Origin of the sequence: Streptomyces sp. NPDC086077 (genome assembly GCF_040686175.1) — a bacterium.
Taxonomy (GTDB): Bacteria; Actinomycetota; Actinomycetes; order Streptomycetales; family Streptomycetaceae; genus Streptomyces.
This window is the reverse complement of sequence record NZ_JBFBJT010000065.1, coordinates 13288-39668: the sequence shown is the minus strand read 5'-3', so window position 1 is coordinate 39668 and position 26381 is coordinate 13288. Positions and strand designations below refer to the sequence as shown.

Annotated in this window: 25 protein-coding genes and 1 tRNA gene; 16 read left to right on the top strand and 10 right to left on the bottom strand. The window is 72.0% G+C overall.

Translation table 11 applies throughout. The annotated features are described in order from the left end of the window. Positions 1 to 442, top strand: a 442-nt coding sequence (locus AB0O67_RS20055) for a VWA domain-containing protein (protein ID WP_365451832.1), incomplete at its 5' end; no start/stop codon positions are given. A gap of 229 nt (positions 443 to 671) precedes the next feature. On the opposite strand, the gene AB0O67_RS20050 is transcribed toward AB0O67_RS20055, so the two are convergent. Together AB0O67_RS20050 and AB0O67_RS20045 are read right to left on the bottom strand one after the other, a co-directional pair. Continuing rightward, on the bottom strand, positions 672 to 1628 hold the full coding sequence (locus tag AB0O67_RS20050; RefSeq protein WP_365451830.1) for an acyl-CoA dehydrogenase family protein: 957 nt from the start codon (positions 1626 to 1628) through the stop codon (positions 672 to 674). Then, a complete protein-coding gene (locus AB0O67_RS20045) occupies positions 1628 to 2767 on the bottom strand; it encodes an acyl-CoA dehydrogenase family protein (RefSeq protein ID WP_365451828.1) in 1140 nt (379 codons plus the stop codon). The genes AB0O67_RS20050 and AB0O67_RS20045 overlap by 1 nt, the downstream gene beginning before the upstream one ends. 72 nt (positions 2768 to 2839) lie before the next feature. Here AB0O67_RS20045 and AB0O67_RS20040 point away from each other — a divergent pair, with 72 nt between their 5' ends. Genes AB0O67_RS20040 through AB0O67_RS20030 form a run of 3 tightly spaced genes read left to right on the top strand, consistent with a single transcriptional unit; the run spans position 2840 to position 5451 of the window. Further along, a complete protein-coding gene (locus AB0O67_RS20040) occupies positions 2840 to 3628 on the top strand; it encodes an SDR family oxidoreductase (RefSeq protein WP_365451826.1) in 789 nt (262 codons plus the stop codon). A gap of 16 nt (positions 3629 to 3644) precedes the next feature. Beyond that, positions 3645 to 4259 carry a TetR/AcrR family transcriptional regulator gene (locus AB0O67_RS20035; protein ID WP_365451824.1) on the top strand — a complete coding sequence of 205 codons (615 nt, stop codon included), beginning with the start codon at positions 3645 to 3647 and terminating at the stop codon, positions 4257 to 4259. Between the two features lie 34 nt (positions 4260 to 4293). Then, on the top strand, positions 4294 to 5451 hold the full coding sequence (locus AB0O67_RS20030) for an acetyl-CoA C-acetyltransferase (RefSeq protein ID WP_365451822.1): 1158 nt from the start codon (positions 4294 to 4296) through the stop codon (positions 5449 to 5451). 56 nt (positions 5452 to 5507) lie between these two features. On the opposite strand, the gene AB0O67_RS20025 is transcribed toward AB0O67_RS20030, so the two are convergent. From AB0O67_RS20025 to AB0O67_RS20010, 4 genes are all read right to left on the bottom strand, one after another. Next, a complete protein-coding gene (locus AB0O67_RS20025; RefSeq protein ID WP_365451820.1) occupies positions 5508 to 6566 on the bottom strand; it encodes a nitronate monooxygenase in 1059 nt (352 codons plus the stop codon). Continuing rightward, the gene (locus tag AB0O67_RS20020; RefSeq protein WP_365451818.1) at positions 6566 to 7381 is read right to left on the bottom strand and encodes a CoA-transferase; all 816 of its coding nucleotides are present in this window, start codon (positions 7379 to 7381) and stop codon (positions 6566 to 6568) included. Before AB0O67_RS20020 ends, AB0O67_RS20025 begins: the two co-directional genes overlap by 1 nt. Then, positions 7378 to 8238 carry a CoA-transferase gene (locus tag AB0O67_RS20015; protein WP_365451840.1) on the bottom strand — a complete coding sequence of 287 codons (861 nt, stop codon included), beginning with the start codon at positions 8236 to 8238 and terminating at the stop codon, positions 7378 to 7380. Before AB0O67_RS20015 ends, AB0O67_RS20020 begins: the two co-directional genes overlap by 4 nt. A gap of 71 nt (positions 8239 to 8309) precedes the next feature. Next, entirely contained in the window at positions 8310 to 9065 is a 756-nt protein-coding gene (locus AB0O67_RS20010; protein WP_365451816.1) for an enoyl-CoA hydratase family protein, read from the bottom strand. 87 nt (positions 9066 to 9152) lie between these two features. Here AB0O67_RS20010 and AB0O67_RS20005 point away from each other — a divergent pair, with 87 nt between their 5' ends. Together AB0O67_RS20005 and AB0O67_RS20000 are read left to right on the top strand one after the other, a co-directional pair. Next, positions 9153 to 9938 carry an SDR family oxidoreductase gene (locus tag AB0O67_RS20005; RefSeq protein ID WP_365451814.1) on the top strand — a complete coding sequence of 262 codons (786 nt, stop codon included), beginning with the start codon at positions 9153 to 9155 and terminating at the stop codon, positions 9936 to 9938. Between the two features lies 1 nt (position 9939). Then, a complete protein-coding gene (locus AB0O67_RS20000) occupies positions 9940 to 10857 on the top strand; it encodes an SDR family oxidoreductase (protein ID WP_365451812.1) in 918 nt (305 codons plus the stop codon). Between the two features lie 276 nt (positions 10858 to 11133). On the opposite strand, the gene AB0O67_RS19995 is transcribed toward AB0O67_RS20000, so the two are convergent. Further along, positions 11134 to 12036 carry a hypothetical protein gene (locus AB0O67_RS19995; protein WP_365451809.1) on the bottom strand — a complete coding sequence of 301 codons (903 nt, stop codon included), beginning with the start codon at positions 12034 to 12036 and terminating at the stop codon, positions 11134 to 11136. A gap of 194 nt (positions 12037 to 12230) precedes the next feature. Here AB0O67_RS19995 and AB0O67_RS19990 point away from each other — a divergent pair, with 194 nt between their 5' ends. The 7 genes from AB0O67_RS19990 (at position 12231) to AB0O67_RS19960 (ending at position 20214) form a co-directional block, all read left to right on the top strand. Next, on the top strand, positions 12231 to 12995 hold the full coding sequence (locus AB0O67_RS19990) for a serine protease (protein ID WP_365451838.1): 765 nt from the start codon (positions 12231 to 12233) through the stop codon (positions 12993 to 12995). 96 nt (positions 12996 to 13091) lie between these two features. Next, entirely contained in the window at positions 13092 to 13535 is a 444-nt protein-coding gene (locus AB0O67_RS19985) for a GNAT family N-acetyltransferase (RefSeq protein ID WP_365451807.1), read from the top strand. A 58-nt stretch (positions 13536 to 13593) separates the two neighbouring features. Next, positions 13594 to 13944: a chorismate mutase gene (locus tag AB0O67_RS19980; protein ID WP_365451805.1), complete on the top strand. Its 351-nt coding sequence runs from the start codon at positions 13594 to 13596 to the stop codon at positions 13942 to 13944. Positions 13945 to 14082: 138 nt separating this feature from the next. After that, the gene (locus tag AB0O67_RS19975; protein WP_365451803.1) at positions 14083 to 14619 is read left to right on the top strand and encodes a response regulator; all 537 of its coding nucleotides are present in this window, start codon (positions 14083 to 14085) and stop codon (positions 14617 to 14619) included. A gap of 117 nt (positions 14620 to 14736) precedes the next feature. Further along, a complete protein-coding gene (gene pepN / locus AB0O67_RS19970) occupies positions 14737 to 17220 on the top strand; it encodes an aminopeptidase N (protein WP_365451801.1) in 2484 nt (827 codons plus the stop codon). A 163-nt stretch (positions 17221 to 17383) separates the two neighbouring features. Then, positions 17384 to 18742: an aminotransferase class V-fold PLP-dependent enzyme gene (locus AB0O67_RS19965; protein ID WP_365451799.1), complete on the top strand. Its 1359-nt coding sequence runs from the start codon at positions 17384 to 17386 to the stop codon at positions 18740 to 18742. Continuing rightward, a complete protein-coding gene (locus AB0O67_RS19960) occupies positions 18739 to 20214 on the top strand; it encodes a SidA/IucD/PvdA family monooxygenase (RefSeq protein ID WP_365451797.1) in 1476 nt (491 codons plus the stop codon). The genes AB0O67_RS19965 and AB0O67_RS19960 overlap by 4 nt, the downstream gene beginning before the upstream one ends. Before the next feature lie 35 nt (positions 20215 to 20249). On the opposite strand, the gene AB0O67_RS19955 is transcribed toward AB0O67_RS19960, so the two are convergent. After that, positions 20250 to 22046 carry a 5'-nucleotidase C-terminal domain-containing protein gene (locus AB0O67_RS19955; RefSeq protein ID WP_365451795.1) on the bottom strand — a complete coding sequence of 599 codons (1797 nt, stop codon included), beginning with the start codon at positions 22044 to 22046 and terminating at the stop codon, positions 20250 to 20252. 144 nt (positions 22047 to 22190) lie between these two features. Between AB0O67_RS19955 and AB0O67_RS19950 the strand changes: the two genes are divergently transcribed. Both AB0O67_RS19950 and pyk read left to right on the top strand, forming a co-directional pair. Continuing rightward, positions 22191 to 22910 carry an SIMPL domain-containing protein gene (locus AB0O67_RS19950; protein ID WP_365451793.1) on the top strand — a complete coding sequence of 240 codons (720 nt, stop codon included), beginning with the start codon at positions 22191 to 22193 and terminating at the stop codon, positions 22908 to 22910. 200 nt (positions 22911 to 23110) lie between these two features. Then, entirely contained in the window at positions 23111 to 24538 is a 1428-nt protein-coding gene (gene pyk, locus AB0O67_RS19945; RefSeq protein ID WP_365451791.1) for a pyruvate kinase, read from the top strand. A gap of 35 nt (positions 24539 to 24573) precedes the next feature. On the opposite strand, the gene AB0O67_RS19940 is transcribed toward pyk, so the two are convergent. Then, complete coding sequence (locus tag AB0O67_RS19940) at positions 24574 to 25077, bottom strand: helix-turn-helix domain-containing protein (protein WP_365451789.1); 504 nt, start codon at positions 25075 to 25077, stop codon at positions 24574 to 24576. 348 nt (positions 25078 to 25425) lie between these two features. After that, positions 25426 to 25509 (bottom strand) — tRNA-Leu (locus AB0O67_RS19935). 95 nt (positions 25510 to 25604) lie between these two features. Between AB0O67_RS19935 and AB0O67_RS19930 the strand changes: the two genes are divergently transcribed. Continuing rightward, positions 25605 to 26273 (top strand): response regulator, encoded by a 669-nt coding sequence (locus AB0O67_RS19930; RefSeq protein ID WP_365451787.1) that lies wholly within the window; start codon positions 25605 to 25607, stop codon positions 26271 to 26273. Positions 26274 to 26381: the final 108 nt, after the last annotated feature.

Genomic DNA, 26381 nt, shown 5'->3' with positions numbered 1-26381 from the left:
CGCCGACCACCAGGGCCGGATCGAACGGATCGTGGCGGGCCTGGGGCACATGGGCAGGACCAGCTACCACCTGGCCATGGACGCCGTCATCGACCACTACCTCGACAGCGGCTCCCGGGAGCCGGCCCTCGTCGTCTTCCAGACCGACGGCGGCCCCGTCAACCGGCCCGCCGCCGAGAAGTTCCTGTGCAAGGCGGCGAAACTCCCGCTCTTCTGGCAGTTCATAGGGTTCGGCGATCCGCACAGCAAGCAGTTCGACTTCCTGCGCAAGCTCGACGACCTGCCCGTGCCGGAGCGGCGGGTGGTCGACAACGCCGGGTTCTTCCACGTCGGTGAGATTCCGCGGCAGATGTCCGACGCCGAGCTGTACGACCGTCTCGTGGGCGAGTTCCCCCACTGGCTGGCGGCCGCGCGGGCGCGGGGAATCGTGACGAACGGCTGAGTCGGGTCGGGACCGGCCGGGTCGGCTCCGGTCGGCCTCGGTCGACTGAGATCGCGCACCTTTGGCTTGAGCTCTCCACCGTGTCACTGTCACCCTGAGGGTGGTCCACGAACCCCTCAGCCGGGCGCAGCGGTCATCGTCCCCCAGCGGGTGCGCGCGCGGCTGGCCCGGGCCATGTTCGGGCCGGACAACCGCATCCCGCAGGCGACGCCGGAGGAGTACCGGGAGATCACGCGCGGGCACTGAGGACGGTGTCCCGGCACTCGTCCGGGCTGCCCCAGGCACCCAGCAGGCCGCGTGCCTTGGTCAGCCACAGGGACAGGTCGTACTCCGCCGTGTAGCCGATCGCGCCGTGCAGCTGGAGCGCCGTACGGGCCGTCGCGTACGCCGCCTCGCACGCCGTGACCTTGGCGGCGGCCACGTCGGCGGGGCGCATGGTCAGCGCGGCGCCGAACAGCAGCGGGCGCGCGAAGCCCAGGGCGATCCTCGCGTCGGCCAGCCGGTGCTTGACCGCCTGGAACGACCCGATGGCGACACCGAACTGGGTGCGCCCTCGGACGTGGGCGACGGTCCTGTCGAGCAGGGCGCAACCCACGCCGAGCGCCTGGGCGGCGGTGGCGAGCCGCGCCCAGGTGAGGGCTCGTTCGGCGGGCGGGGCGGGGGAGAGCAGTTCGCCACCGGGGAGGAGGGGGGTGAGGCGGCGGGCCGGGTCCAGGGAGGGGCGGGCGGGAGCGGCCGGGCCGGGGGAGAGGCGCAGGCCCTCGGCGGTGAGGGACAGATGAGTGGTGGCCGCGTCGCCGTCGAGGGCGTACGGGGAGGCCGCCGGCGTCACTGTCGCCATCGTCGCGCCCGCCGCGAGGGGCGGGAGGAAGCGCTTGGCGAGGGCCGGTTCCGTGAGCAGCGCGGCCGCCGCGACCGTCTCCACCAACGGGCCCGGGACGGCGTGCCGGCCCAGTTCGACGAAGGCGACGGCCAGTTCCACCGGACGGGGGCCCAGCCCGTCGTACTCCTGCGGCACCGCCAGCGCGAAGACGCCCGCCTCGGCGATCCGGGACCACAGCGCGCGCCCGCCGGTGGGGTCGCCGCGGCTCCAGTCCCGCACCACGGACGGGGTCCCGGCGGAGGTGAGCAGGGCGTCCAGGGAGGCGGCGAAGGCGCGTTGCTCGGGGTCGAGGAGGAAGCGCATCAGCGGCGTCCCTTCGGCAGGCCCAGCAGGCGTTCGGCGACGATGTCGCGCTGGATCTCGTTGGTGCCGGCGTAGACCGGGCCGGCCAGGGCGAAGACGTACGGCTCGGACCAGGGCGTGCCGGACAGTTCGCCCTCGGGGCCGAGCACGTCGAGGGCGGTCTCGTGCAGCGCGATGTCGTACTCCGACCAGAACACCTTGTTCAGGCTGGACTCCGCGCCGAGCGGCTCGCCGTCGAGGAACCGGGAGGCGGAGGCGTAGGTGAAGAGCTGGTAGGCGCGGGCGCCGATCAGCGCGTCGGCCACGCGGGCGCGCGTGGCGGGCGGGCTGCCGTGGGCCTGCCACAGCCGGTGCAGGCGGTCCGCGGCGGCCAGGAAGCGGCCCGGGGAACGGAGCGTGAGGCCGCGTTCGTTGGCCGCCGTCGACATGGCGACACGCCAGCCCTGGCCGGGCTCGCCGATGACGTCCTCGTCGGGGACGAAGACCTCGTCCAGGAACAGCTCGGCGAAGGCCGGCTTGCCGTCCAGCCGGGCGATCGGGCGGACGGTGACGCCGGGCGCGCGCAGGTCGAACATCAGATACGTCAGGCCCTGATGGGGTTTCTGGGTGTCCCGCTCGCTGCGGAACAGCCCGAAGGCACGGTCCGCGAAGGGCGCGCGGGAGGACCACGTCTTCTGACCGGACAGCAGCCAGCCGCCGTCGGCGCGGACCGCCCTCGACGTGAGCGACGCGAGGTCCGAGCCCGCCTCCGGCTCCGACCACGCCTGCGCCCAGACGGTGCGGCCCGAGGCCATGGGAGGCAGGACGCGGGCCCGCTGCTCCTCGGTGCCGTGGGCGAAGAGGGTGGGGGCCAGAAGGTGGATGCCGTTCTGGCTCACGCGCGCGGGGGCGGCGGCCGCGTAGTACTCCTCCTCGAAGACCAGCCACCGGACGAGCCCGCTGTCCCGGCCGCCGTACCCCTGCGGCCAGTCGACGACCGACCAGCGGTCCGCGGCCAGCTCCGCCTCCCACGCGCGGTGCGCCGCGAAGCCCTCGGCGGTCTCCAGGGACGGCAGCGGTGTGCGCGGCGCATGGGCGTCGAGCCAGGCGCGCGCCTCGGCGCGGAAGGCCTCGTCGGCTACGGAGTGCGTGAGGTCCACGGTCGCCTCCCTCCCTGCTTTCCCTGCCCCGAATTCTTCCCTAACAAGTGTTTGGTAGGTTAGCGTGAGCCCATGACAGACGTCGAGGGTCCGGCGTACGAGCCCGGGCACGGTCTGCTCCGCGGGCGCAGCGCCGTCATCACCGCGGCGGCGGGTGCCGGGATCGGCGGCGCGACCGCGCGCAGGTTCCTGGAGGAGGGCGCGCGCGTGCTGATCAGCGACGCCCACCCGCGCCGCCTGAAGGAGCACGAGGCCGCACTCACCGCGGAGTTCGGCGCGGGGTCGGTCGCCGCGCTGCCCTGTGACGTCACCGACGAGACACAGGTGCGGGCGCTGTTCGCCACGGCCGTGGCGGAGCACGGGCGGCTGGACGTCGTCGTCAACAACGCCGGTCTCGGCGGCACGTCGGCCCTCGTCGACATGACCGACGAGCAGTGGTCCCGCGTGCTGGACGTGACGCTGAACGGCACGTTCCGGTGCACGCGGGCCGCCCTGCGCTCCATGAGGACGACCGGCGCCGGCGTGATCGTCAACAACGCCTCCGTCGTCGGCTGGCGGGCCCAGGCCGGGCAGGCGCACTACGCCGCCGCGAAGGCCGGCGTGATGGCGCTGACCCGGTGTGCGGCGGTCGAGGCCGCGGCGTTCGGGGTGCGGGTCAACGCCGTGGCGCCGAGCCTCGCCATGCATCCGCACCTGGCGAAGGTGACCACCCGCGAGCTGCTCGCGGAACTCACCGGGCGCGAGGCCTTCGGGCGGTACGCGCAACCCTGGGAGGTGGCCAACGTGATCGTGTTCCTGGCGTCCGGCTACTCCTCGTACCTGACCGGAGAGGTCGTCTCCGTCAGCAGCCAGCACCCCTAGGCCCACAATGGGTGCCGTGCCGACCAAGAAGAACCCCCAGGTGACCGCCTCCCCTCCGGCGCGCCGCCACGAACTCCTGCGCACCGCCGCCGAGGTCTTCGCCGAGCAGGGGTACAACGCCACGACCGTCCGGACCATCGCCGACCACGCGGGCATGCTCGCGGGCAGCCTCTACTACCACTTCGACTCCAAGGAGTCGATGCTGGAGGAGATCCTGCGCACCTTCCTCGACGAGCTCTGGGACGGCTACGACGCCGTCCTGGACGCCGGGCTCGGGCCGCGGGAGACGCTTCACGCGCTGGTCACGGAGTCGTTCCGGGAGATCGACCGGCACCGCGCGGCCGTCGCGATCTACCAGAAGGAGTCCAGGCAGCTGGCGGCGCAGGAGCGGTTCGCGTTCCTCGCCGAGTCGCAGCGCAAGTTCGAGAAGGCGTGGCTGTCCACGCTGGAACGCGGGGTCGCCGACCGGGTCTTCCGGGACGACCTCGACGTCCGGCTCACCTACCGGTTCGTGCGGGACACCGTGTGGGTCGCCGCGTCCTGGTACCGGCCGGGCGGACAGCACAGTCCGGAGGAGATCGCCCGGCAGTACCTGTCGATGGTGCTGGACGGGATCGCCGTACGCACCTGAGCCGCCGTACGCACACACTCGCTGGGGAGTCGCCATGGTCGAGGCCTACATCGTCGAAGCGGTCCGCACGCCCGTGGGGCGACGCGGGGGAGGACTCAGCGGGGTCCATCCGGCCGACCTGGGCGCGCATGTGCTCAAGGAGCTGGTCGAGCGGGCCGGCGTGGATCCGGCGGCCGTCGAGGACGTCGTCTTCGGGTGCCTGGACGCGGTGGGGCCACAGGCCGGGGACATCGCGCGGACCTGCTGGCTGGCTGCCGGACTGCCCGAGGAGGTGCCGGGCGTGACCGTCGACCGGCAGTGCGGGTCCTCGCAGCAGGCCGTGCACTTCGCCGCGCAGGCCGTGCTGTCCGGGACGCAGGACCTGGTGGTCGCCGGGGGCGTGCAGAACATGTCGCGGATCCCCATCGCCTACGCCACCCGGCAGGCCGCCGAGCCGCTGGGCTTCACCCAGGGGCCGTTCGCGGGCAGCGAGGGCTGGCGGGCGCGGTACGGGGACCGGCCCGTGAACCAGTTCGCCGGGGCCGAGACGATCGCCGCGAAGTGGGGGATCAGCCGGGCGGAGCAGGAGGAGTTCGCGCTGCGCTCGCACCGGCGGGCGGTGCGGGCGATCGACGAGGGGCGCTTCGCCCGCGAGACCGTGCCGTACGGGGACGTGTCCGTCGACGAGGGACCGAGGCGGGACACCTCGTCGGAGAAGATGGCCGCGCTGAAGCCGGTCGTCGAGGGCGGCACGGTGACCGCCGCCTGCTCGTCGCAGGTGTCCGACGGCGCGGCGGCGCTGCTGCTGGCCTCGGAGCGCGCGGTGCGCGAGCACGGGCTGACGCCGCGGGCCCGCGTCCATCACCTGTCGGTGCGCGGCGAGGACCCGATCCGCATGCTGACCGCGCCCATCCCGGCCACCGCCCATGCCCTGAAGAAGACCGGACTCACCCTCGACGCCATCGACCTCGTCGAGATCAACGAGGCCTTCGCGCCGGTCGTCCTGGCCTGGCTGAAGGAGACCGGCGCCGACCCCGGAAAGGTCAATGTCAACGGCGGTGCGATAGCCCTCGGGCATCCGCTCGGCGCGACCGGCGCCAAGCTGATGACGACGCTGCTGCACGAACTGGAGCGTACGGGCGGGCGGCTCGGACTGCAGACGATGTGCGAGGGCGGCGGACAGGCCAACGTGACGATCATCGAGCGAGTCTGAGACCCCCCGGCCCCGGGAGCCGGATCCGTGGCGTCAGGGTGGCGAGGACCACCGCGTCACCGGTCGGCTCCGAGTGCCTCCAACGACTTCAGTACCGTCTCCGCCTCCTCGGTGATCCGCTCCACCAGCTCCGCGCACGAGGGCAGGTCGTCGATGACCCCGGCGACCTGGCCGGAGGCCATGACCCCGAGATCCGTCCGGCCGTCCACCATGGACGCCTTCAGCAGCGTCGGTGTGTTCGCGGCCAGCAGGACCTGGCTCCAGGTCAGGTCCTTGCCGTGCTTCATGGCGAGTCCGTCCTGGACCATACGGCGCCAGGTGAGCCCCGAGATCCGCCGGAAGCCCGCCGCCCGGCGCATGGCCCGCAGGAGCCTGGCGGCCCGGCCGGATCTCTCCAGGGCGTCGACCAGCTCGGTGCGCAGCATGCGGTGGGGCAGGCCGTCGATCGCCGTCGTGACCGTGACGTCCCCGACCGCCGCCGCCAGATACCTCGCCTTCACCGCCTCCGGCACCGTCGAGTCCGACGTCAGCAGGAACCGCGTCCCCATGGCCACGCCCGCCGCCCCGTACGCCAGCGCCGCGACCAGCCCGCGCCCGTCGAAGAAGCCGCCCGCCGCCACCACCGGGATGTCCACGGCGTCCACCACCTGCGGCAGCAGCACCGTCGTCGCCACCTCCCCGGTGTGCCCGCCGCCCTCGCCGCCCTGCACGACCACCGCGTCCGCGCCCCACGCCGCGACCTTCTCCGCATGCCGCCGCGCGCCGACCGACGGGATGACGACGACGCCCGACTCCTTGAGCGCGGTGATCAGCTCAGGCGAGGGGGCCAGGGCGAAGGACGCGACCCGCACCCCCTCCTCGATCATGATCTGCACCCGGTCGGCAGCGTCTCGCGCGTCCGCGCGCAGGTTGACCCCGAAAGGTGCCGTCGTCCGGGCCCCGACCTCGCGTATCGCCTCGCGCAAGCGGTCGGGCGTCATCGTGGCCGACGCCAGGATGCCCAGCGCCCCCGCGTTCGCCGCCGCCGAGACCAGGCGGGGGCCCGCCACCCAGCCCATCCCGGTCTGCACGATCGGGTGCCGTACCCCGACGAGCCTGGTGAGCGCCGTCTCCATCAGGAACGCACCTCCCGGTCCCGGCCGCTCGCGGGGTCGAGCACCTCGCGGATCAGACGCAGTTCCCCCGGCGTGGGGGCGCGGGTCTGCGGTACCTCGGCGGGGATCGTCAGCTCGAAGCCGGTCGCCTGCACGACCTCCTCGACGGTCACCCCCGGATGCAGGGAGGCGACCCGCATCGAGTGGTCCGGCGTCGCGAAGTCGAAGACGCCGAGATGCGAGACGACCCGGCCCAGCTGGTGGAAGCGGGCCGTTCCCGGATGGCGGGCGGCACGGTCGTGGCCGACCCCGCACACCATGTCGACACGCTCCACGAACACCCGGCGTGAGTGCCGCGGGATCCAGTAACTCGTCGGGTTGTTCAGCGTGTTGACCGGCGCGCCGCGCACGCCGAGCAACTGTCGGGCCGGTTTGGCCCAGTCGCCGATGCAGGAGATGTTCTGGTTCCCGAAGCGGTCCATCTGGCTGGCGCCCATCATCACGTGCCGCCGGCCGCCGGTGACGAGGGTGAGATGCCGGCGGTACGGCAGCCAGCCCTCGGCGTTGCCGTCGGCGTCCACCAGTGTGGCCTCGCCGTCGGTGAGCAGCAGGTCGGGGGCGAAGGTGTGCCGGGCGAGCCGGGCGCCGAGGGAGGGAATCGGACCCATCGGGCTCGCCAGGACCTCACCGGCACCGCGCCAGGCTTCGGCGCAGGCGATCACGCAGTACTCGGCGCGGGTCGCTGCGGGGACGGGTGCGGGGGTCGGTGCGGGGCCGGGTTCGGGGATCGGTCCCGGCGTCGATCCGGGGCCGGGTTCGGGTGTCGCAGGGGTCATGACCGCTCCTCGTTCTGCGGACGCCTGCCGCTCTCCTCGTGCCAGGCGCGGACGGCGGACCGGTACGCGTGCTCGTCCCCGGTGAGGAACCGCGCGGCGAACTCCGGCCAGGGCGTGGTCGCGTAGTGCCGCTGGAAGGCCTCGTCCCGTGTGTGGTCCGGTGCGCACGACGTGAAGTGAGCGCCGTTCGGGGCCTCCACCACGCCGTTCACCGTGTGGCGTGGGACGAGCAGTGTCTGAGGTGCCGCCTCCTTCGTCAGCTCGGCCGTGTCCACGATCCGCTCGCACGAGACGTACGCCGTGCCGGCCGCCGCGCAGAACAGGTCGTCGAAGTACGGATCGGGGCCCAGGTACTGCCCGTTGCCCCGGCGGTCGGCGCGGTTCACATGGACCAGGGCCGCGTCCAGGCGCAGGGCGGGCATGGCGACGAACGTCTCCCCGTCGTCGTACGGCGACGTGACCGTGCGCAGACCGGGGTTGACCCGCATGACGTCCGATCCGATCCCGGCCCGCACCGGCAGGAACGGCAGCCGGTTCGCCGCCGCCTGCAGCCCCCACAGGAACATCGCCTCGTCGATCTCCATCAGCTCGAACGCCCCGCGCTCGCGTGCCGCGCGGTAGTGCGGTTCGAGCGGGATGGAGTCGAGGGTGGTGAAGGCGGCGACCAGCTTCCGGATCCGGCCGGCTGCGGCGAGCATGCCGACGTCCGGTCCGCCGTACGAGACCACGGTGAGGTCGGTGACAGCGGTGCGGAGCAGTGCTCTCACCAGGGCCATCGGTTTCCGTCGTGAGCCCCAGCCGCCGATGCCGAGGGTCATGCCGCTCTCCAGCCGGCCGACGGCCTCGTCGGCGCTCATCGTCTTGTCGGCAGCCGGAGCCCGGGCCGCCGTCGCCTCGGTCCCCGCCCTGTCGCCTTCCGTCTGCGCCGTCACTCCGGTCCCTCCTTCCCTGCCGTTCCGAACGTGCTCCGCACCTGGTCCGCGACCCCGCTGAGGCTGGCCTCGAAGGTGAAGCCCTGCTCGAAGCGGTAGCTGCGGCGTACGTCGACGGGGTCGATGCCGTTGATCGCGGTCTTGGCCAGGCGCAGCAGCCGGCCGTCCTTCGCGGCGATCTCGCGGGCCAGCTCCAGGGCCGCACCGCCCAGTTCCCCACCCGGCACCACCCGCCACACCGAGCCGTGCGCGTGCAACTCGGCGGCGCTCGCCGTGCGGGAGGTGTAGTACAGCGCGCGCATGAGGTGCTGTGGGACCAGGCGGGCCAGGTGCGTGGCCGCGCCGAGGGCGCCCCGGTCCAGCTCCGGCAGGCCGAAGGTGGCGTCCTCGCTCGCGACGATCGCGTCCGCGTTGCCGACGAGCCCGATGCCGCCGCCGAGACAGAAGCCCCGCACGGCCGCCACGACCGGGACCTCGCACTCGTACACCGCCGCGAAGGCGTGCGCGCAGCCGGAGTTGGCGCCGAGCAGGGCGCCGGGTCCCCGCGCCTGTATCTCCTTGATGTCCACCCCCGCGTTGAAGCCGCGCCCCTCGGCGGTCAGCACGACACAGCGGACGCCGGGGTCCCGCCCGGCCGCGCGCACGGCGTCCGCCAGGGCGTACCAGCCGTGCACCGGCAGCGCGTTCACCGGTGGGAAGTCGACCGTGACGACGCAGATCCCGTTTTCCGGGGACGAGGTGGAGACACCCATGACCGCATCAGTTACCTTTCCACCAAACGTTTGTTAGGTGTTCGAGGCTTCGAAGCTAGCAGCCGCCGAATCAGCGTGGGAGCCCCTGTGGACAACGCAGCCCCTGTGGACAACTCGCGGTCGCCCCGTCTCCACGGCCGGACCGTCGTCGTCACCGGCGGCACGCGAGGGGTCGGCGCCGGGATCGCACGGGCCTTCGCCGAGGCCGGCGCCGAGGTCGTGACCTGCGCCCGGCGGCCGCCCGAAGTCCCCGTCGAGGGCGCCCGGTTCGTCCCCCTCGATCTGCGGGAGCCCGCCGCCGTGCGGGACTTCTTCGCGGGGCTGCCCCGGCTGGACGTCCTCGTCAACAACGCCGGAGGCACGCCGTACCGGCTGCTGACCGACGTCGACGCCGAGCGGCACGCCAGGGTCGTCGAGCTGAACCTCGTGGCTCCGCTGACCGCGTCCCTGGCCGCGTACGAGGGGTTGCGGCGGACGCGGGGATGCGTGGTGATGATCGGCAGTGTCAGCGGTGGCCGGCCGTCACCCGGGTCGGCCGCGTACGGCGCCGCCAAGGCCGGCCTGGAGAGCCTCGCCCGCTCGATGGCGGTCGAGTGGGCGCCCGACGTACGCGTGAACACGCTCGTCGTCGGCCTGGTCCGCACCGAGTTGTCGCATCTCCACTACGGCGGCGAGGACGGCGTCGCCGCCGTCTCCCGCACAATCCCGCTCGGGCGGCTCGCCGAACCGGCCGACGTCGGGGCGGCCGCCGTGTTCCTGGCGTCCGGCGCCGCCTCGTACGTCAGCGGTGCCAGCCTGCACGTGCACGGCGGCGGTGAGCGCCCCGCGTTCCTGGACGCCGCCACCGCTCACAAGAGCCCCCGGGAGGGATGAGATGAGCGCGAGAGGCAGCCGCGAAGGACGGGTCGTCGTCGTCACCGGGGCCGGCCGGGGGCTCGGGCGGGCGCACGCGCGCGCCTTCGCCGCCGAGGGGGCACGGGTCGTCGTCAACGACCTCGGCGTCGGGCCGGACGGCCGGCCCGGCGCCGGCAGCCCGGCCGCCCAGGTGGCCGCCGAGATCCGTGAGGCGGGCGGCGAGGCCGTCGCGCACGCCGGCGACATCGCCACCACCGAGGGCGCCGCCTCGCTGATCCGGACCGCGCTGGAGGCGTACGGCCGGCTCGACACGCTGGTCAGCAACGCGGGCTTCCTGCGCGACCGGATGCTCGTCAACCTCGACGAGGACGACTGGGACGCCGTCCTGCGCGTCCACCTCAAGGGGCACTTCCTGCCGCTGAAGCACGCCGCCGCGCACTGGCGCGCCGAGGCCAGGGCGGGCCGCACGCCCGAGGCCCGGATCGTCAACACCAGCAGCGGGGCCGGGCTGCTGGGCTCGGTCGGGCAGGGCAACTACAGCGCCGCCAAGGCCGGGATCGTCGGGCTGACCCTGGTCGCCGCGGCCGAACTGGGCCGGTACGGCGTCCAGGTCAACGCCATCGCCCCGGCGGCGCGTACCCGTATGACGGAGCGGACGTTCGCCGAAACCATGGCGGCGCCGGGCAGCGGCTTCGACGCCATGGCTCCGGAGAACGTCTCCCCGCTGGTCGTCTGGCTCGGGTCCGCCGCGAGCGCGGGCGTCACCGGCCGGGTGTTCGAGACGGAGGGCGGCCGCATCACCGTGATGGAGGGATGGCGCGCCGGACCCACCGCGGACAAGGGGGCACGGTGGGACGTGGCCGAACTCGACGAGGTGGTACGAGGACTGCTGGCCGGCTCCCGGCGGCCAGGGCCGGTGTACGCCAGCCGGGAGTGAGCGTCGCGCGGAGCGTGTGAGGTCCGCCGCGCGGACCGGGGCCGTGTACGGCAGACCCCGGGCGTGACGCCGCGGTTCGTCGAGCGCCGCATGGGTCAAGCGGTGCAGTTCGTTGCCGGGGCAACCGGCGATGTGCGCAGTGAGCAGGACGTCGAGCGACCCGGCGGGCCAGGTGCTGGTGACGACGGACCGGTTGGGTCTGCGGGTGACACCGGGAAGCTGGGTGCGGTGCGCGGGGCGACGGTGACCTCGGGCTGTCCCGGGGCGGCGGCGCGCCTAGGTGTCGCATTCCAGCACCGTCCGGCACAGCGCGCACCGCGCCCGCACCCGCCCCCGCACCGGCACCCTGATCCGCTGGTGACAGGTGGGGCAGGGGAACGACACCCGCAGCGGGCCGTCGGTGTCGGGGGAGAAGGCGTACGGCGTGCCCGCCGTGCCCGGCATGCCGACGGGGGCGTGGCTCTGGGCGTGGCGGCGGTCGCGGGCGTAGCGGCGGCGGCCCGCCCAGCCCGCCGCGGTGAGCGGTGGCTGCTGCTCGTCGTGACGGGCCAGCGTCATGCCCTTGACGTACGCCGTGTACGCCTGCGGGCTGGTGAACCACGTCGAGGGGTCCTCACCGAACACCAGGGCCCGCTTGGCGAGGACGTACCCGAACTCCTCGGGCGTCAGATAGCCGAGCTTCTGGCTGGACGCCGCGTCCTCCCGGTAGGCGTCCAGGAGCAGCCAGCCGGCGCCCAGGTACGTCGTCGCCGTGTCCGTGAGGATCTCGTTGTCGCGCGTGCCGGGGAACGACAGGTCCAGGCGGTGCAGATAGACATGCATGATCTCGTGTGCGAGCGCCGCGCCGATGTCCCGGCGGTGGGTGCGGAACCGGTCGTTCAGCTCCACGAAGTACTCGGGACCGGCGGTGAGTTCGACGTTGGCGGCGTGCTGCATCTCGCGGAAGCTGACGATCAGGCGGGCGTCCGGCAGCCGGTAGTGCCGCACCAGCACCCGGGCCACGCGCTGGGCGCCCAGATAGAGGTCGTCGGTGTCGCAGAACGCGACGTCGGCCGGGAGCACGCTGGCAGCGAACGTCTGGATCGTGTCCTGCGACAACCGCTTGTACAGCGCCGTGACGGCGGCCCGCACCGTCTCCAGGTGCGGGTAGCCGTGCTCGACCGGTCCGTCGTTCGCCACGCCCGTACCCCCAAGACGCCGTGAACCCGTTTCCACTCTACGAGGGAGAGAGCGGAATTTCGCTCGGCGGGTTGCGCGGTGCCGGCGTGAGATCAGTCCTTGTCCTGGACGCCGCCCGATCTTCATACTGGCGAGCCGCCCAATCCGCCACGAAGGGAAGTACGTTGACCCATAACGCGACGACGAGAAGCGGTCTGACCCTGGCCAGGAGAGCCGCGGCGGCCGGTGCCGTCGCTCTCGCGGTCGCCGGCCTCCAGCCCGTCAGCGCGCATGCCGCGGACACGCGCGTCATCGGAGGCAAGCCCGCCGTACAGAACGAGTTCCCGTTCATGGTCCACCTCTCGATGGGCTGTGGCGGCGCGCTCTACAAGAAGGACGTCGTCCTGACGGCCGCCCACTGCATGGAGGGCTCCGGCAACAACACCCGCATCACGGTCACCGCGGGCGTCGCCGACCTCAACTCCTCCGCCGCCGTCAAGGTCAAGTCGACCAAGGTCAAGGTGGCGCCGGGCTACAACGGCGTGGGCAAGGACTGGGCGCTGATCAAACTCGCCCGGCCCATCGACAGGCCCACGCTGAAGACAGCCACCACCAACCGCTACAACCGCGGCACCTTCACCATCGCGGGCTGGGGCGACACCCGCGAGGGCGCGGGCACCGGCACCACCAGGCTCCAGAAGGCCTCGGTGCCCTTCATCACCGACCGTGCCTGCAAGTGGCACTACGGCAACCGGCTGGTGAGCACGGAGGAGCTGTGCGCCGGCTACCAGAGCGGCGGCGTGGACACCTGCCAGGGTGACTCCGGCGGCCCCATGTTCCGCAAGGACGACGCCGGCAAGTGGATCCAGGTCGGCATCGTCAGCTGGGGCGACGGCTGCGCCCGCACCGGCGTTCCCGGTGTCTACACCGAGGTCAGCCACTTCGCGAAGGACATAGCCCGGGCCGCGAACGCGCTGTAGGACGGCGGTTCGGTGGGGCGGCGGCCCCTGGCGGGGTGCCCGCGGACGCCCGTCGTCCGGTCGTCGGCGGGTCCGCCCCCTGGCAGAATCCGGGACGTGACCACCGAAGAGCCCTCCGCCGCCGCGTCCCTCCAGGTCGGCGGCAAGGACGACGCCCTGGAGCAGCGCCTCGAAGCGGAGCTCACCGCGTTCAACACGGCGGCGACCGGCGCCGCGCAGCCCGAGGAGTTCAGCGTCCGGGTCACCGCGGGCGACGGCGAACTGCTCGGCGGACTGACCGGGTGGACCTGGGGCGGCCTGTGCGGCGTGGAACTGCTGTGGGTCGGCGAGGACCAGCGGCACGCGGGCTGGGGGAGCAAGCTGATGCGGGCCGCCGAGGAGCAGGCCGCACGGCGCGGCTGCACCGACATGATCGTCTCCTCGTACACCTTCCAGGCCCCGGCGTTCTACCGAAAGCTCGGCTTTCGCGAGGCGGGACGGCTGCCCGGCGTTCCCGGCGGGCACGCGGACGTGTATCTGCACAAGGTCATCGGAGCCTGAGGCGGGACGCCTGCTGCACCGAGGTCGAACAGCCGCCCGCCGCGTAGGGTGGACGCCCATGAGCACGCGCAACACCACCCCCGACGACGTCGGTCCGGCCGTCCGCCAGGAACTCTCCCGCCTGCGCGACAGCATCGACAACATCGACGCGGCCGTCGTCCACATGCTCGCCGAGCGCTTCAAGTGCACCCAGCAGGTCGGCCGGCTCAAGGCCCTGCACCGGCTGCCGCCCGCCGACCCGGCCCGCGAGGCACGGCAGATCGACCGGCTCCGCTCCCTCGCCGAGAGCGCCAAGCTGGACCCTGGATTCGCTGAAAAATTTCTCAATTTCATCATCGGCGAAGTGATCAGGCACCACGAGCGCATCGCCGAGGACACCGTGAACGGCTCCACCCCGGCAACCGATTGACCTCGGCGAACACGTCCTGGTACGGACCAGTGCGCGGCCCGGGCGGTCCGCTCCGCGCCGTGTGCTGATCGTCAATCGATCGCCACTGTCCGTCAGCGCCTCGCATACTCTGGTGTCCACGCCGGAGGGAGTTCGGGCATGGGGTCGGACACCAAGATCCTCATCGTCGACGACCACGAGGACACGCTGTACGCGCTGGAGAGCGCCCTGGTTCCGCTCGGCTACGACCTGGGCCGCGCCACCAGTGGCGACGAGGCCCTGAAACAGGTGCTCCGCGGCCACGTCGGCCTGCTGCTGCTCGATGTGCGCATGCCCGGCGTCAGCGGGCTGGACGTGGTGCGCTACCTGCGCCGCCTGGAACAGACCCAGCACATCCCGGTCGTCCTGCTCACCGGCTACGGCCCGGACCACGAACTGACGTCCACCGCCTTCGGGCTCGGCGTCGCCGACCTGCTCATGAAGCCGGTCGACCCCTGGGCGCTGCGCACCAAGGTCCGCTACCTGTACGACGCCCACCAGCGCCACCAGGCCCTGGAACGCGAGGTGCGCGAGCTGCGCGCCCTCAGGGAGCCGCGGGCGGAGACGGAGACCCGCGCCGGCCCGGGGAAACCGGACGCCCGCCTGCCCGTGCAGCGAGACCGGCGCGGGCCCGCACCGGCGCAGGACCGCACATAGGCCTCGTACGCGGGACCACCGTGAACCCGCCGCCCGCCGGCACGCAGGACCGCGCACTGCCCCGCGACACCGCCCGCCCCTGTCCTGCTGTCACCGGCATCAGGCAGCATGTGATCCATGTCCGTACTCACGCGCGACGAAGCGCAAGCCCGTGCCCAGCTCATCGACGTCCGTCACTACCGGGTCGACCTCGACCTGACCACCGGTGACGAGACCTTCGACTCCCGCACGGTGATCGGGTTCACCGCACGTACGGACGCCGACACCTTCGTCGAACTGAAGCCGGCCGAACTGCGCTCGGTGACCCTCGACGGACAGCCCCTGGACCCCGAGACCCTCGACGGCAACCGCCTGCCCCTGAAGAACCTCACCGCGGGCGACCACGAACTGCGCGTCGACGCCGCCATGCGCTACTCCCGCACCGGCGAGGGCATGCACCGCTTCACCGACCCCACCGACGGCGAGACGTACGTCTACACCCAGCTGTTCCTGGACGACGTGCAGCGCGTCTTCGCCGCGTTCGACCAGCCCGACCTCAAGGCCGTCTTCGAGGTGTCGGTGAAGGCACCGGAGGGCTGGACCGTCCTCGCCAACGGCATCACCGCACACACCGGCGGCGTGTGGAGGGCCGCGCCGACCCCGCCGATCTCCACCTACCTCGTCGCCGTCGCCGCCGGCCCCTGGCACTCGGTGCGCACCGACCACCGCGGGCTGCCCTTCGGCATCCACTGCCGACGCAGCCTCGCGCCCCACCTCGACGCGGACGCCGAGGAGATCCTCGACGTCACGCGCGCCTGCTTCGACCGCTACCACGAGAAGTTCGAGGAGCCGTACCCCTTCGACTCCTACGACCAGGCGTTCGTCCCCGAGTTCAACGTCGGCGCCATGGAGAACCCCGGCCTGGTCACCTTCCGCGACGAGTACGTCTACCGGTCCGCCGTCACCGACACCGAGCGGCAGAACCGCGCGACGGTCATCGCCCACGAGATGGCCCACATGTGGTTCGGCGACCTCGTCACCCTCAGGTGGTGGGACGACATCTGGCTGAACGAGTCCTTCGCCGAGTACATGGGCTACCAGACCCTCGGCGAGGCCACCCGCTTCAGCGGCACCTGGACCGCGTTCGGCGTCGCCCGCAAGGGCTGGGGCTACGACGCCGACCAGCGCCCCTCCACCCACCCCGTGGCCCCCGAGTCCGTCACCGACACCGCCTCCGCCCTGCTCAACTTCGACGGCATCTCCTACGCCAAGGGCGCCTCCGCCCTGCGCCAGCTCGTCACCTGGCTCGGCGAGAAGGACTTCCTCGCCGGCATCAACACCCACTTCGCCCGGCACCGGTTCGGCAACGCCACCCTCGCCGACTTCATCGACTCCCTCGCCGCCGCCACCGAACGCGACGTGCACGCCTGGGCCGGGTCCTGGCTGCGCACCACCGGCGTCGACACCCTCACCCCGCGGGTCACCACCGGCGACAACGGCATCTGCACCCTCACCGTCGGCCACACCGGCAGCCGCCCGCACCGCATCGCCGTCGGCCTCTACGACCACGATCTGGGCGACGAGGGCCGCCTCGTCCTGCGTGAACGCCTCGACCTCGACGTCCCGCACCCCGACGGCCACCCCATCGGCAAGCGCCCCGCGCTGCTCCTCCTCAACGACGACGACCTCACCTACGCCAAGGTCCGCTTCGACCCGCGGTCCTTCCGGACGGTGCGCGACGAACTGTCCGGCCTGCCGGGCCCCCTCACCCGCGCGGTGGTGTGGAATGCCCTCAGGGACGCCGTACGCGACGCCGAACTCCCACCCACCACCTACCTGGAGACGGCCCGCGCCCACCTCCCGCACGAGACCGACCTCGCCCTCGTCCAGGGTGTCCTCGGCTTCGCCACCCGCCAGATCGCCGGCCGCTACCTCACCCCCGAGAGCCGGCCCGCCGCCCAGAGCGCCCTCTCCTCCCTCTGCCGCGACCTGCTGCGCCGCACCGAGGACGGCGACAACCCCGGCCTGCGCCTGCTCGCCGTACGCCACTTCGTGGACGTCGCCGCGCACCCCGACACCATCGCCGCCTGGCTCGCCGACGGCATCGTCCCCGGCGGACCCGAGCTCGACCCCGAGCTGCGCTGGCGCATCCTCGGCCGGCTCGCCGCGCTCGGTGCGACGGACGAGGCCGCCATCGCCGCCGAGCTCGACCGCGACCCCAGCGCCACCGGGCAGGAGGGCGCAGCCCGCTGCCGCGCCGCCCTGCCCGACCCGCAGGCCAAGCGGACGGCGTGGGAGGCGATGTTCGCGCGGGACGAGTTGTCCAACTACCTGTTCACCGCCACCGCCCAGGGCTTCTGGCAGCCCGAACAGGCCGACCTCGTGCGGGAGTACGTGCCGCGCTACTACGAGGACGCCGTCGCTCTCGCGGCCCGCCGCGGCCCCGCCATCGCCGAGGCCGTGGGCAACTGGGCCTTCCCCGCCCACGCCGTCGACACCGAGACCCTGCGCCTGGGCGAGGAGTGCCTGCGCGACGAGGAGCCGGTGCCGGCGCTGCGCCGGAGGCTCGCCGACCAACTCGACGACCTGGCGCGCGCGTTGCGGGTGAGGGAGGCGGTCTAGCACCTCCCGGCGCCGGCCGGTGGCGACAGCCGGCCCGGCGGCGCGGGACAAGGACGGTCCCGCGCCGCGGGGGAACACGCACACGCCTCGTACGTACCCTCTTTCGGGTCGTTCTGCCAGTACGTTTCGGGCGCGTCGCCCCATCCACGTACAAGCTGGGTACATGCCCACGCCGCCCCTCGCCTCAGGCCCCGACGGCCCCGGCGCCCTGCGGCCGTTGCTCGACACCGTGCTCGACGCGCTGTCCGCCGGCGGCCGGGCACGCGGTGGCCCGCTCCCCGCGGGCGGCCCGGAGGCGGTCACCGCGCGGATGCGGGACACGCTGGGGGACGTACTGCCGGACAAGGGCGACCCGGACGCCCTGCGCGCCCTCGTGCACGCGCTCGCCGAGGGCGCCGCCGACCCGGCCGACCCGCTGTGCGCGGGCCATCTGCACTGCCCGCCGCTCGCCCTCGCCACCGCCGCCGACCTCGCCGCCAGTGTCCTCAACCCCTCCCTGGACTCCTGGGACCAGGCCCCGGCCGCCTCCGCCCTGGAGGCCCTGGTCACACGGGCGCTCGCCGCGCAGACCGGCGCCGCCGACTGCCTCGTCACGACCGGCGGCACCGAGTCCAACCAGCTCGCCCTGCTGCTCGCCCGCGAGGCACACGGCGGTACCCTCCAACTGGTCACCGCGGCAGGCGCCCACCACTCGCTCCCCCGCGCCGCCTGGCTGCTCGGCCTGCCCGTACCGGTCACCGTCCCGGCCCCGGCGGGCACCTTCGACCCGGCCGCCCTGGACGAGACCCTCGCCCGGCTGTCCGGCCCGGTGCTCGTCGCCGCCACCGCGGGCACCACAGACGCCGGGCTCATCGACCCGCTGCCCGAGATCGCCGCCGTGTGCCGGGCGCACGGGGCCCGGCTGCACATCGACGCCGCCTACGGGGGCGGACTGCTGTTCAGCGAGCGGCACCGCCACCGGCTCAGTGGCCTCGACTCCGCCGACACCGTCACCCTCGACCTGCACAAACTCGGCTGGCAGCCGATCGCCGCCGGCCTGCTCACCGTCCGGGACGCCCGCGACCTCGCCGGCCTGCACCAGCGCGCGGAGTACCTGAACGCCGACGACGACACCGACGCCGGCCTCCCCGACCTGCTGGGCCGCTCCCTGCACACGACCCGTCGGCCCGACATCCTCAAGATCGCCGTCACGCTGCGCGGTCTCGGCCGGAGCGGGCTCGGAGCGCTCGTCGACCAGGTGTGCGAGTGCGCCGACGAGCTGGCGCGGCTGATCGCCGCGCACCCGGGCTTCGAGCTGTACGACCGGCCCACCATCAGCACGGTCCTGTTCCGGCCCACCGGCGCCACTGACGACGCCGTGGCCGCCCTACGCCGAGATCTCCTCGGCCACGGACACGCGGTCCTCGGTCGCGCCCGGCTCAACGGCCGGCTCTGGCTCAAGGCCACCCTTCTCAACCCCCGTACCCGGCCGGCCGACCTGGCCGCCCTCCTGTCTCTGGTGGAAGGACACACCCCCCGATGACCCGCCCGACGAACCCGCCGACCACACCACAGGCCACCGCACACGTGAGCCCGTACGCCGCCGCCCATGCGGCATCCCACGAAGCCCAGGCCCCGCGTGACGTGGTCGGCATCGGCATCGGCCCGTTCAACCTCTCCCTCGCCGCACTCGCCCACCCCCTCGCCGAACTCGACGCCGTCTTCTACGAACAGCGCCCCGCCTTCGACTGGCACCCCGGCCTGCTCGTCGACGGCGCCACCGTCCAGGTCCCGTTCCTCGCCGACCTGGTCACCCTCGCCGACCCCGCCAGCCCCTGGTCCTTCCTCAGCTACCTCAGGACCCGAGAGCGGCTCTTCCCCTTCTACTTCGCCGAGCGCTTCCACATCCGGCGCAGCGAGTACGACGCCTACTGCCGCTGGGTCAGCGAGAGCCTCCCCGGACTGCACTTCCGCCACCAGGTCGACGCCGTGCGCTGGAACACCGACCGCGATGTCTTCGAGGTCGACTTCACCCGGCTCGACACCGACGGGGAGGCCGAGTCCCTCGGCCGCACCTACACGAGGAACATCGTCCTCGGCATCGGCACCGAGCCCTACGTCCCCGACCCGCTCGCGCCCCTCGTCGAGGCACCCGGCGTGCCCGTGATCCACGCCGCCGACTACCTCGACCACCGCGCCGCCCTGCTCGCCGCCGAACACATCACCGTCGTCGGGTCGGGACAGTCCGGCGCCGAGGTCTTCCTCGACCTGCTGCGGCACCGCCCCGCCGGCCGCGAGCGGCTGCACTGGATCGGCCGCAGCCAGGCGTTCGCACCCATGGAGTACTCCAAGCTCGGCCTGGAGCACTTCACCCCCGACTACTCGCGCTACTTCCACGCCCTGTCCGAGCCGGTCCGCGAGCAGCTCGTCGCCTCCCAGTGGCAGCTCCACAGGGGCATCGACTCGGGCACCATCGCCGCCATCCACGACGAGCTCTACCGGCGCAACCTGGGCGGCGGCTGGCCGGACGCCGTCCTCACCCCCGGCGTCCGCGTCCGTACCGCCGGCCGGATCGCCACCACCCAGGTCGAACTGCACCTGGAACACATCCAGCAGGGCACCCGCTCCCGGCTCACCACCCATGCCGTCGTCCTGGCCACCGGATACCGCGAACGCCCCCTGAGCCGGCTCCTCGCCGGCCTGGACCCCTATCTGCGCCGCGACAGCCAGGAGCGCCCGCGGATCGACGAGGAGTTCCGTCTGGTCCTCGACCCCTCCGTCACCGGCACGGCCTTCGTCCAGAACGCCTCGCTGCACACCCACGGCGTCGGCAGCCCCGATCTGGGCCTCGCCGCCTGGCGCAGCGCCACCATCCTCAACACGCTGACCGGCAAGGAGCCGTACCCGCTGCCGCACCGCACCGCGTTCACCAGCTTCGGCCTGGAGCAGCATCGCTCCCAGGTCCCGCCCGCCCGGCACCCGGGCACGCTCACCCCCCTGCGGGACGGGACCTGACGTTCCCCGAAAGTTCTGGGCCCTGTCGTCAGGGCCTAGAGCACCGGCGTGCCGTCCCGGGTCAGCTTCCAGTCCACCGACGCGAAGTCCTTCGGGTCCAGTACGCCCTTGGCGGTCACCCACTCCGCGATCCGGGTGCGGATCTCCGTCGACTCCGACCACAGCTCCTGCGCCGACGCCACGTGCGGGAACGCGCCGCCGCCGTTGGCGCGGTAGTTGTTCACCGCCAGCACGAACTGCTGGGCGTCGTCCAGCGCGGCACCCCCGAACGCCAGGTTCCGGATCCGCGACCCGGCCGGCCGGGCGATGTCGATCTCGTAGGTCAGCCCCGACACGTAGTCGTAGTTGTAGTCCGGGCGGCCGCCCGCGTTGGTCAGCTTGTCCACGTCGACCGGCGCGCCGGCCGCCGTCTGCACGAAGTACTCCGCCGAGTACTCCAGGTACGCCCGCAGTTGCGCCCCCGTCATCACCTTGGCGACCAGCGTGTTGTCGTACACGTACAGGCTCGACAGATCCCGGATCGTCACCTCGCCGGCCGGGATCTGGGACGTCCGGGAGAACGGCGACGCCTGCGCGAGCACCGGCAGCGACGCGTGGGCGGTGCCCGCCAGGGCCGCCTTGACCACGTCCTCCTGCACCTTGGTGATCAGGTCGATGATCGGGGCGTCCCGGTAGCGGGCGTCGACCGTCGTCAGGGTCTCGGTCGCGGTGCCGACGACCTGGTTGACGTACTCCACGACCTTCGCGTGCTCGTCCGACAGCAAGCGGGTGATCCTCGGGTCGTCCTCGACCGTGTTGGAGTTCCGCAGCGACGCCTTGACCGACTCGACCTGCCACCGGCCCTTGTCGAGGACCAGCTCGAAGTCGAACAGCGTGAGCCGCTCGGCGTAGCACAGCGGTTCGGACAGGACGACCGTCCTGCCGGTCTTCTCGTTCGTGACAAGCAGTTCCTCGATCTCGACGTGCGCGTGGCCGACCAGGATCGCGTCGATGCCGGGCACCTGCCGGGCGACGTCGGCTGCGGCGTTCTCCACGTGCGGCAGCTGGTCGCCGTACGACGACGTGCCCGAGGAGCCGCTGTGCGCGGAGACGACCACCACGTCGGCGCCCATCGAACGCAGCTTCGGCACCCACTTCGCCGCCTGCTCCTCCAGGCCGGGGAAGACCAGCCTGCCCTGAACGTACGCCTTGTCCCAGATGGCGATGCCCGGGTTCGTCAGCCCGAGCACGGCGACCTTGACCGGCGGGGCGCCCGGTACGCGGAACGTCTTCATGAAGTACGGCGGGAAGGCGGGCCGCAGCGTCTTCGCGTCGACGGCGTTGGCGCCGAGCAGCGGGAAGCGGCACTGCTGCTCGAACCGGCGCAGCGTCTCGATGCCGTAGTTGAACTCGTGGTTGCCGAGCGCCACCGCGTCGTAGCCGATGGCGTTCATCGCCTGTGCCATGGGGTGCACCGGGCCGCCCTTGGCGGTGATCGGGTCGACCTTCGCGTAGTAGTACGTCAGCGGGGTGCCCTGGATCGTGTCGCCGGCGTCCAGCAGCAGCGTGTTGCGGCGGCCCTTCTCCTCGCGCACCTGGTTCACCAGCGTCGAGACCCGGGCCAGGCCCTGGACGTTGCCCGCGGTGTCGGAGTACTCGGCGTCCTTGAAGTAGTCCCAGTTGAAGATGTGGCCGTGCAGGTCGGTGGTGCCCATGACGGTGAAGGAGTACCGCCTGGGGTGCTCCCCGTGAGCCGGTGCCGCCTGCGCGGGTGCCGCCGCCGCGCCGGCGACCGCCACCCCCGCCCCGGCCACGGCGGACTTCCTCAGGAACTTCCGGCGGTTCAACGGCATGTGCAGAACTCCCAGTCGGCGCGGAACGAGAACAACGCGCGTAGATTCTGACCCGGACATGCCCACCACCGACAGACCCCGGACGTTGCGATCTGATGACCGGACAGGGCCACACCCCCGGCGCGCGATGACAGAGTGGGACGTATGACCTCACCCGCCGAGGAACCCCAGCAACCCGCCGTCCCCTACGGGACCCCCGACGCCCCCCGCATCGCCGTCCGTGGCGAGGCGCGCCTCGAAGTCGACCCCGAGATCGCCCGCATCGGCATCACCGTGACCGCCCGCGGCCGCGACCGGCGTTCCGCGCTCGACGACCTCACCCGCCGCAACACCGGCGCCCTCGACCTGGTCAAGTCCTACGGCGACGCCGTCGAACGCGTGGAGACCGGCGCCTTCTCCATCACCCCGGAACTCACCAAGCACGGCCGCGGCGAACGCATCCGCACCTACCACGGCGTCGTCCACGTCACCGCCGAGCTCACCGACTTCACCGCCCTCGGCGAGCTCACCTCCCGCCTCGCCGACCTCGACCTCACCCGCGTCGACGGCCCCTGGTGGGCACTGCGCCCCGACTCGCCCGCCCACCGCGAGGCCCGTCGGCAGGCCGTCCGCGAGGCGGTGCAGCGCGCCCGCGAATACGCCGACGCACTCGGTACGACCCTGTCCGCCCTGGTGGAACTCGCCGACATCGGCGCCGAGAACTCGCAGCCGTATCAGGCGGCACCCAACGGACGTATGCGTTCCGTGGCCTACGCGGCGGCCGCCGAGGACACGGGCGCGGCGCCCCTGGACCTCGAACCCCAGCGGCAACACGTCCACGCCCAGGTCAACGCCCGGTTCACCATGGTGCCCCCACAACTGTGAGGTAATTCGGAAATCGACCCGAGTGAATACCTGACCCGTGCGTGGTCAATGCGCGACCGCGAACGGGTATGGGCTGCCCAATGCTCATCGGAGCGCCACCTTGCACAATTCAACGCTTGTCAACACCCCTTCACGCAAAGGTGGTTGAGTAGTCATGCTCGGCCAATTGCCTACCCGCCGGTAAGGCCTAGGCTCGAATCATGCGCCGAGCAAAGATCGTCTGTACCCTGGGCCCCGCCACCGACTCGTACGACCAGATCAAGGCACTGGTCGACGCCGGAATGGACGTCGCCCGATTCAACCTCAGCCACGGCGGATACGCCGAGCACGAGGAGCGCTACCAACGCGTGCGCAAGGCCTCCGACGAGACGGGGCGCAGCGTCGGGCTGCTCGCCGACCTTCAGGGCCCGAAGATCCGGCTCGGCCGCTTCACCGAGGGGCCTGTACTCCTTGAACGCGGCGACTCCTTCACCATCACCGTCGAGGACGGCGCACGGGGCGACCGGCTGTCCTGCGGAACGACCTACGAAGGCCTGGCCGGCGACGTCACCCCCGGTGAGCGCATCCTCGTCGACGACGGCAAGGTGTGCCTGCAGGTCACCGGCGTCGACGGGCCCCGCGTGCACACCGAGGTCGTCGAGGGCGGCATGGTCTCCGACAACAAGGGGCTGAACCTCCCCGGCGTCGCGGTCTCCGTCCCGGCGCTCTCCGACAAGGACGAGGCCGACCTGCGCTGGGCCCTGCGCACCGGCTTCGACGTCATCGCCCTCTCCTTCGTCCGCAGCGGCCGGGACATCGAGGCCGTCCACCGCATCATGGACGAGGAGGGACGCCGCCTCCCCGTGATCGCCAAGGTGGAGAAGCCGCAGGCGGTGGACGCCATCGACGACATCGTGGCGGCGTTCGACGGCATCATGGTGGCCCGCGGCGACCTCGGCGTCGAGATGCCGCTCGAACAGGTCCCGATCGTCCAGAAGCGCGCGATCAAGCTGGCCAAGCGCAACGCCAAGCCGGTGATCGTGGCGACCCAGATGCTGGACTCGATGATCGAGAACTCCCGGCCCACCCGCGCCGAGGCCAGCGACGTCGCCAACGCCGTCATCGACGGCACGGACGCGGTGATGCTCTCCGGGGAGACCAGCGTCGGGAAGTACGCCATCGAGACGGTCCGGACGATGGCGAAGATCGTCGAGGCGGCGGAGGAGGTCATCCTCGCCAAGGGGCTCTCCCCCCTGACCGAGCTGAACAAGCCCCGCACCCAGGGCGGAGCGGTCGCCCGCGCGGCGGCCGAGATGGGCGACTTCCTCGGCGCGCGGTTCCTGGTGGCATTCACCCAGTCCGGCGACACCGCCCGCCGCCTCTCCCGCTACCGCTCCCCGATCCCGCTCCTCGCCTTCACCCCGGAGCCCGCTACGCGCTCGCAGCTGAGCCTGACGTGGGGTGTGGAGACGTTCCTCGGCCCGCACGCCAACTCGACAGACGCGATGATCGCCCAGGTGGACGAACTGCTGACCAGGTACGCCCGCTGCGAGCCCGGCGACACGGTCGTCATCACGGCCGGCTCGCCCCCCGGCATGCCGGGAACCACGAACCTGGTCCGGGTGCACCACATCGGCGAGACCTCCTAGACGGCGCCGTACGGGGCCCTGCGCGCATCTGACGGTCAGTGCTTGGGGCCCACGTGGAGGTCAAGCAGGGCGACGGAGGCCCTGCGGGCGACGGAGATGTTGTACGGCGTCCCGTACCGGGCGCAGTAGGTCCATGCGACGCCCAGCTTGTCGAGGGTGTCGGTGTACAGCCGGCGGATGTCGTCGGAGACGTTGGTGAAGAAGTAGCGCGGATACTCGTAGCGCTTGCGCTCGCCGCCGACGATGCGCGTCGTCCAGTTGGTGACGCGACAGCCGTCCGAGTGAATGAGGCCGCGGACGAATTCCCAGGGATGGATGTCGACGATTCCCTGCTGCCAGGGTTCCAGGGCGATGCGGCGTTCGTGCTTCTTGCCGGGGCCGTGCCGCGGGAGCAGGCAGACCCAGTGCTTGGTGAATGACTTGACGTCCACGCAGCCGGCTCGGGGCAGCCGGGTGACGCTGGGCCAGGGCAGGACCCTGCGCATGGCGTCCTCGGCGGCATCGACCAGCCCGGGCCAAGACGCAGTGCACGTCACCATGAGGTAGTGCAGTCTGGGTTTGGAGACGATGTAGCCGTCGCCCAGGTAAAGACCCAGCAGGTAGGCGTAAGCCGCGGAGTCATCTGGGGCAGTCGGGGATTCCTGGCAGCGGGCGCAGGGCGGGGTTCGGGGCAGTGGCTCCAGCCGCGTCAGCCAGCACGTGACGGCGTGTCGGGAAATGCCCATTTGCTTGCTGACGGAGTTGAGGCTGCGTCCCTGGGCCACCAGCGCCAACGCTCGCTCACGTGTCGCAATGTCGTTACATGTGGACACTCTCTGTGACTGAGCGTGGCCCCTTACGGCAAAAAGCGGAGGTCCACGCGAACGTGAGCCTCCGCTTTCGGAGAGTGCCGGGTGCGGGACTCGAACCCGCACGTCCTTTCGGACAGATGTGTTTGAGACATCAGCGTCTGCCTGTTCCGCCAACCCGGCAACAGCGCTGATCGGAGTGTACCCGGTGACCGGTACCGGCTTCAGCTAGGTAGGCTCTTCTCAGCAGTGACCCTGCCCGTGAGCGAGGAGCCCCCGTGACCGCCCCCGAGTCGCCCCAGCCCGTTGACGTGCCCGACGACGACAAGTCGCACGTGCCTCCGCTGACGACCCGTGTCGTCATCGCCGAGGACGAGGCCCTGATCCGGCTCGACCTCAAAGAGATGCTGGAGGAGGAGGGCTACACGGTGGTCGGCGAGGCCAGTGACGGTGAGCAGGCCGTGGAGCTGGCCCGGGAGCACCGCCCCGATCTGGTGATCCTCGACGTGAAGATGCCCAAGCTGGACGGCATCTCCGCGGCGGAGAAGATCACCGAGGAGTCCATCGCGCCCGTTCTCATGCTCACCGCCTTCTCGCAGCGCGACCTGGTCGAGCGCGCCCGGGACGCCGGCGCCATGGCGTATCTGGTGAAGCCGTTCAGCAAGAGCGACGTCGTGCCGGCGATCGAGATGGCCGTCTCGCGGTACACGCAGCTGAAGGAGCTGGAGAAGGAGGTCGCGGACCTCAGCCAGCGGCTGGAGACGCGCAAGCTGGTCGACCGTGCGAAGTCGGTCCTGCAGACCGAGTACGGGCTGACCGAGCCGGCCGCGTTCCGGTGGATCCAGAAGACGTCCATGGACCGGCGGATGTCCATGCAGCAGGTCGCCGAGGCGGTCATCGAGGACGCCGCAGAGAAGAAGGCGGCCAAGTCCCCCGAGAAGGGCTGAGCGCCCGAGACGGCATGCGGCGCGGATTCGACGTGGTGGCGCACGACATCAGCGATGCTCCGCGGGGACCTGGAGACAGCGATGCGGCCCTGCCGGTCAACCGGCAGG

Bases quoted from the DNA above. Each gene is read 5' to 3' on its own strand.
- AB0O67_RS20050 (WP_365451830.1), bottom strand. From the start codon at position 1,628: ATGCGCTTCCTCCTCGACCCCGAGCAACGCGCCTTCGCCGCCTCCCTG.
- AB0O67_RS20040 (WP_365451826.1), top strand. From the start codon at position 2,840: ATGACAGACGTCGAGGGTCCGGCGTACGAGCCCGGGCACGGTCTGCTC.
- AB0O67_RS20030 (WP_365451822.1), top strand. From the start codon at position 4,294: ATGGTCGAGGCCTACATCGTCGAAGCGGTCCGCACGCCCGTGGGGCGA.
- AB0O67_RS20025 (WP_365451820.1), bottom strand. From the start codon at position 6,566: ATGGAGACGGCGCTCACCAGGCTCGTCGGGGTACGGCACCCGATCGTG.
- AB0O67_RS20020 (WP_365451818.1), bottom strand. From the start codon at position 7,381: ATGACCCCTGCGACACCCGAACCCGGCCCCGGATCGACGCCGGGACCG.
- AB0O67_RS20015 (WP_365451840.1), bottom strand. From the start codon at position 8,238: ATGAGCGCCGACGAGGCCGTCGGCCGGCTGGAGAGCGGCATGACCCTC.
- AB0O67_RS20010 (WP_365451816.1), bottom strand. From the start codon at position 9,065: ATGGGTGTCTCCACCTCGTCCCCGGAAAACGGGATCTGCGTCGTCACG.
- AB0O67_RS20000 (WP_365451812.1), top strand. From the start codon at position 9,940: ATGAGCGCGAGAGGCAGCCGCGAAGGACGGGTCGTCGTCGTCACCGGG.
- AB0O67_RS19980 (WP_365451805.1), top strand. From the start codon at position 13,594: ATGAGCACGCGCAACACCACCCCCGACGACGTCGGTCCGGCCGTCCGC.
- AB0O67_RS19975 (WP_365451803.1), top strand. From the start codon at position 14,083: ATGGGGTCGGACACCAAGATCCTCATCGTCGACGACCACGAGGACACG.
- pepN (WP_365451801.1), top strand. From the start codon at position 14,737: ATGTCCGTACTCACGCGCGACGAAGCGCAAGCCCGTGCCCAGCTCATC.
- AB0O67_RS19965 (WP_365451799.1), top strand. From the start codon at position 17,384: ATGCCCACGCCGCCCCTCGCCTCAGGCCCCGACGGCCCCGGCGCCCTG.
- AB0O67_RS19960 (WP_365451797.1), top strand. From the start codon at position 18,739: ATGACCCGCCCGACGAACCCGCCGACCACACCACAGGCCACCGCACAC.
- AB0O67_RS19955 (WP_365451795.1), bottom strand. From the start codon at position 22,046: ATGCCGTTGAACCGCCGGAAGTTCCTGAGGAAGTCCGCCGTGGCCGGG.
- AB0O67_RS19950 (WP_365451793.1), top strand. From the start codon at position 22,191: ATGACCTCACCCGCCGAGGAACCCCAGCAACCCGCCGTCCCCTACGGG.
- pyk (WP_365451791.1), top strand. From the start codon at position 23,111: ATGCGCCGAGCAAAGATCGTCTGTACCCTGGGCCCCGCCACCGACTCG.
- AB0O67_RS19940 (WP_365451789.1), bottom strand. From the start codon at position 25,077: ATGGTGACGTGCACTGCGTCTTGGCCCGGGCTGGTCGATGCCGCCGAG.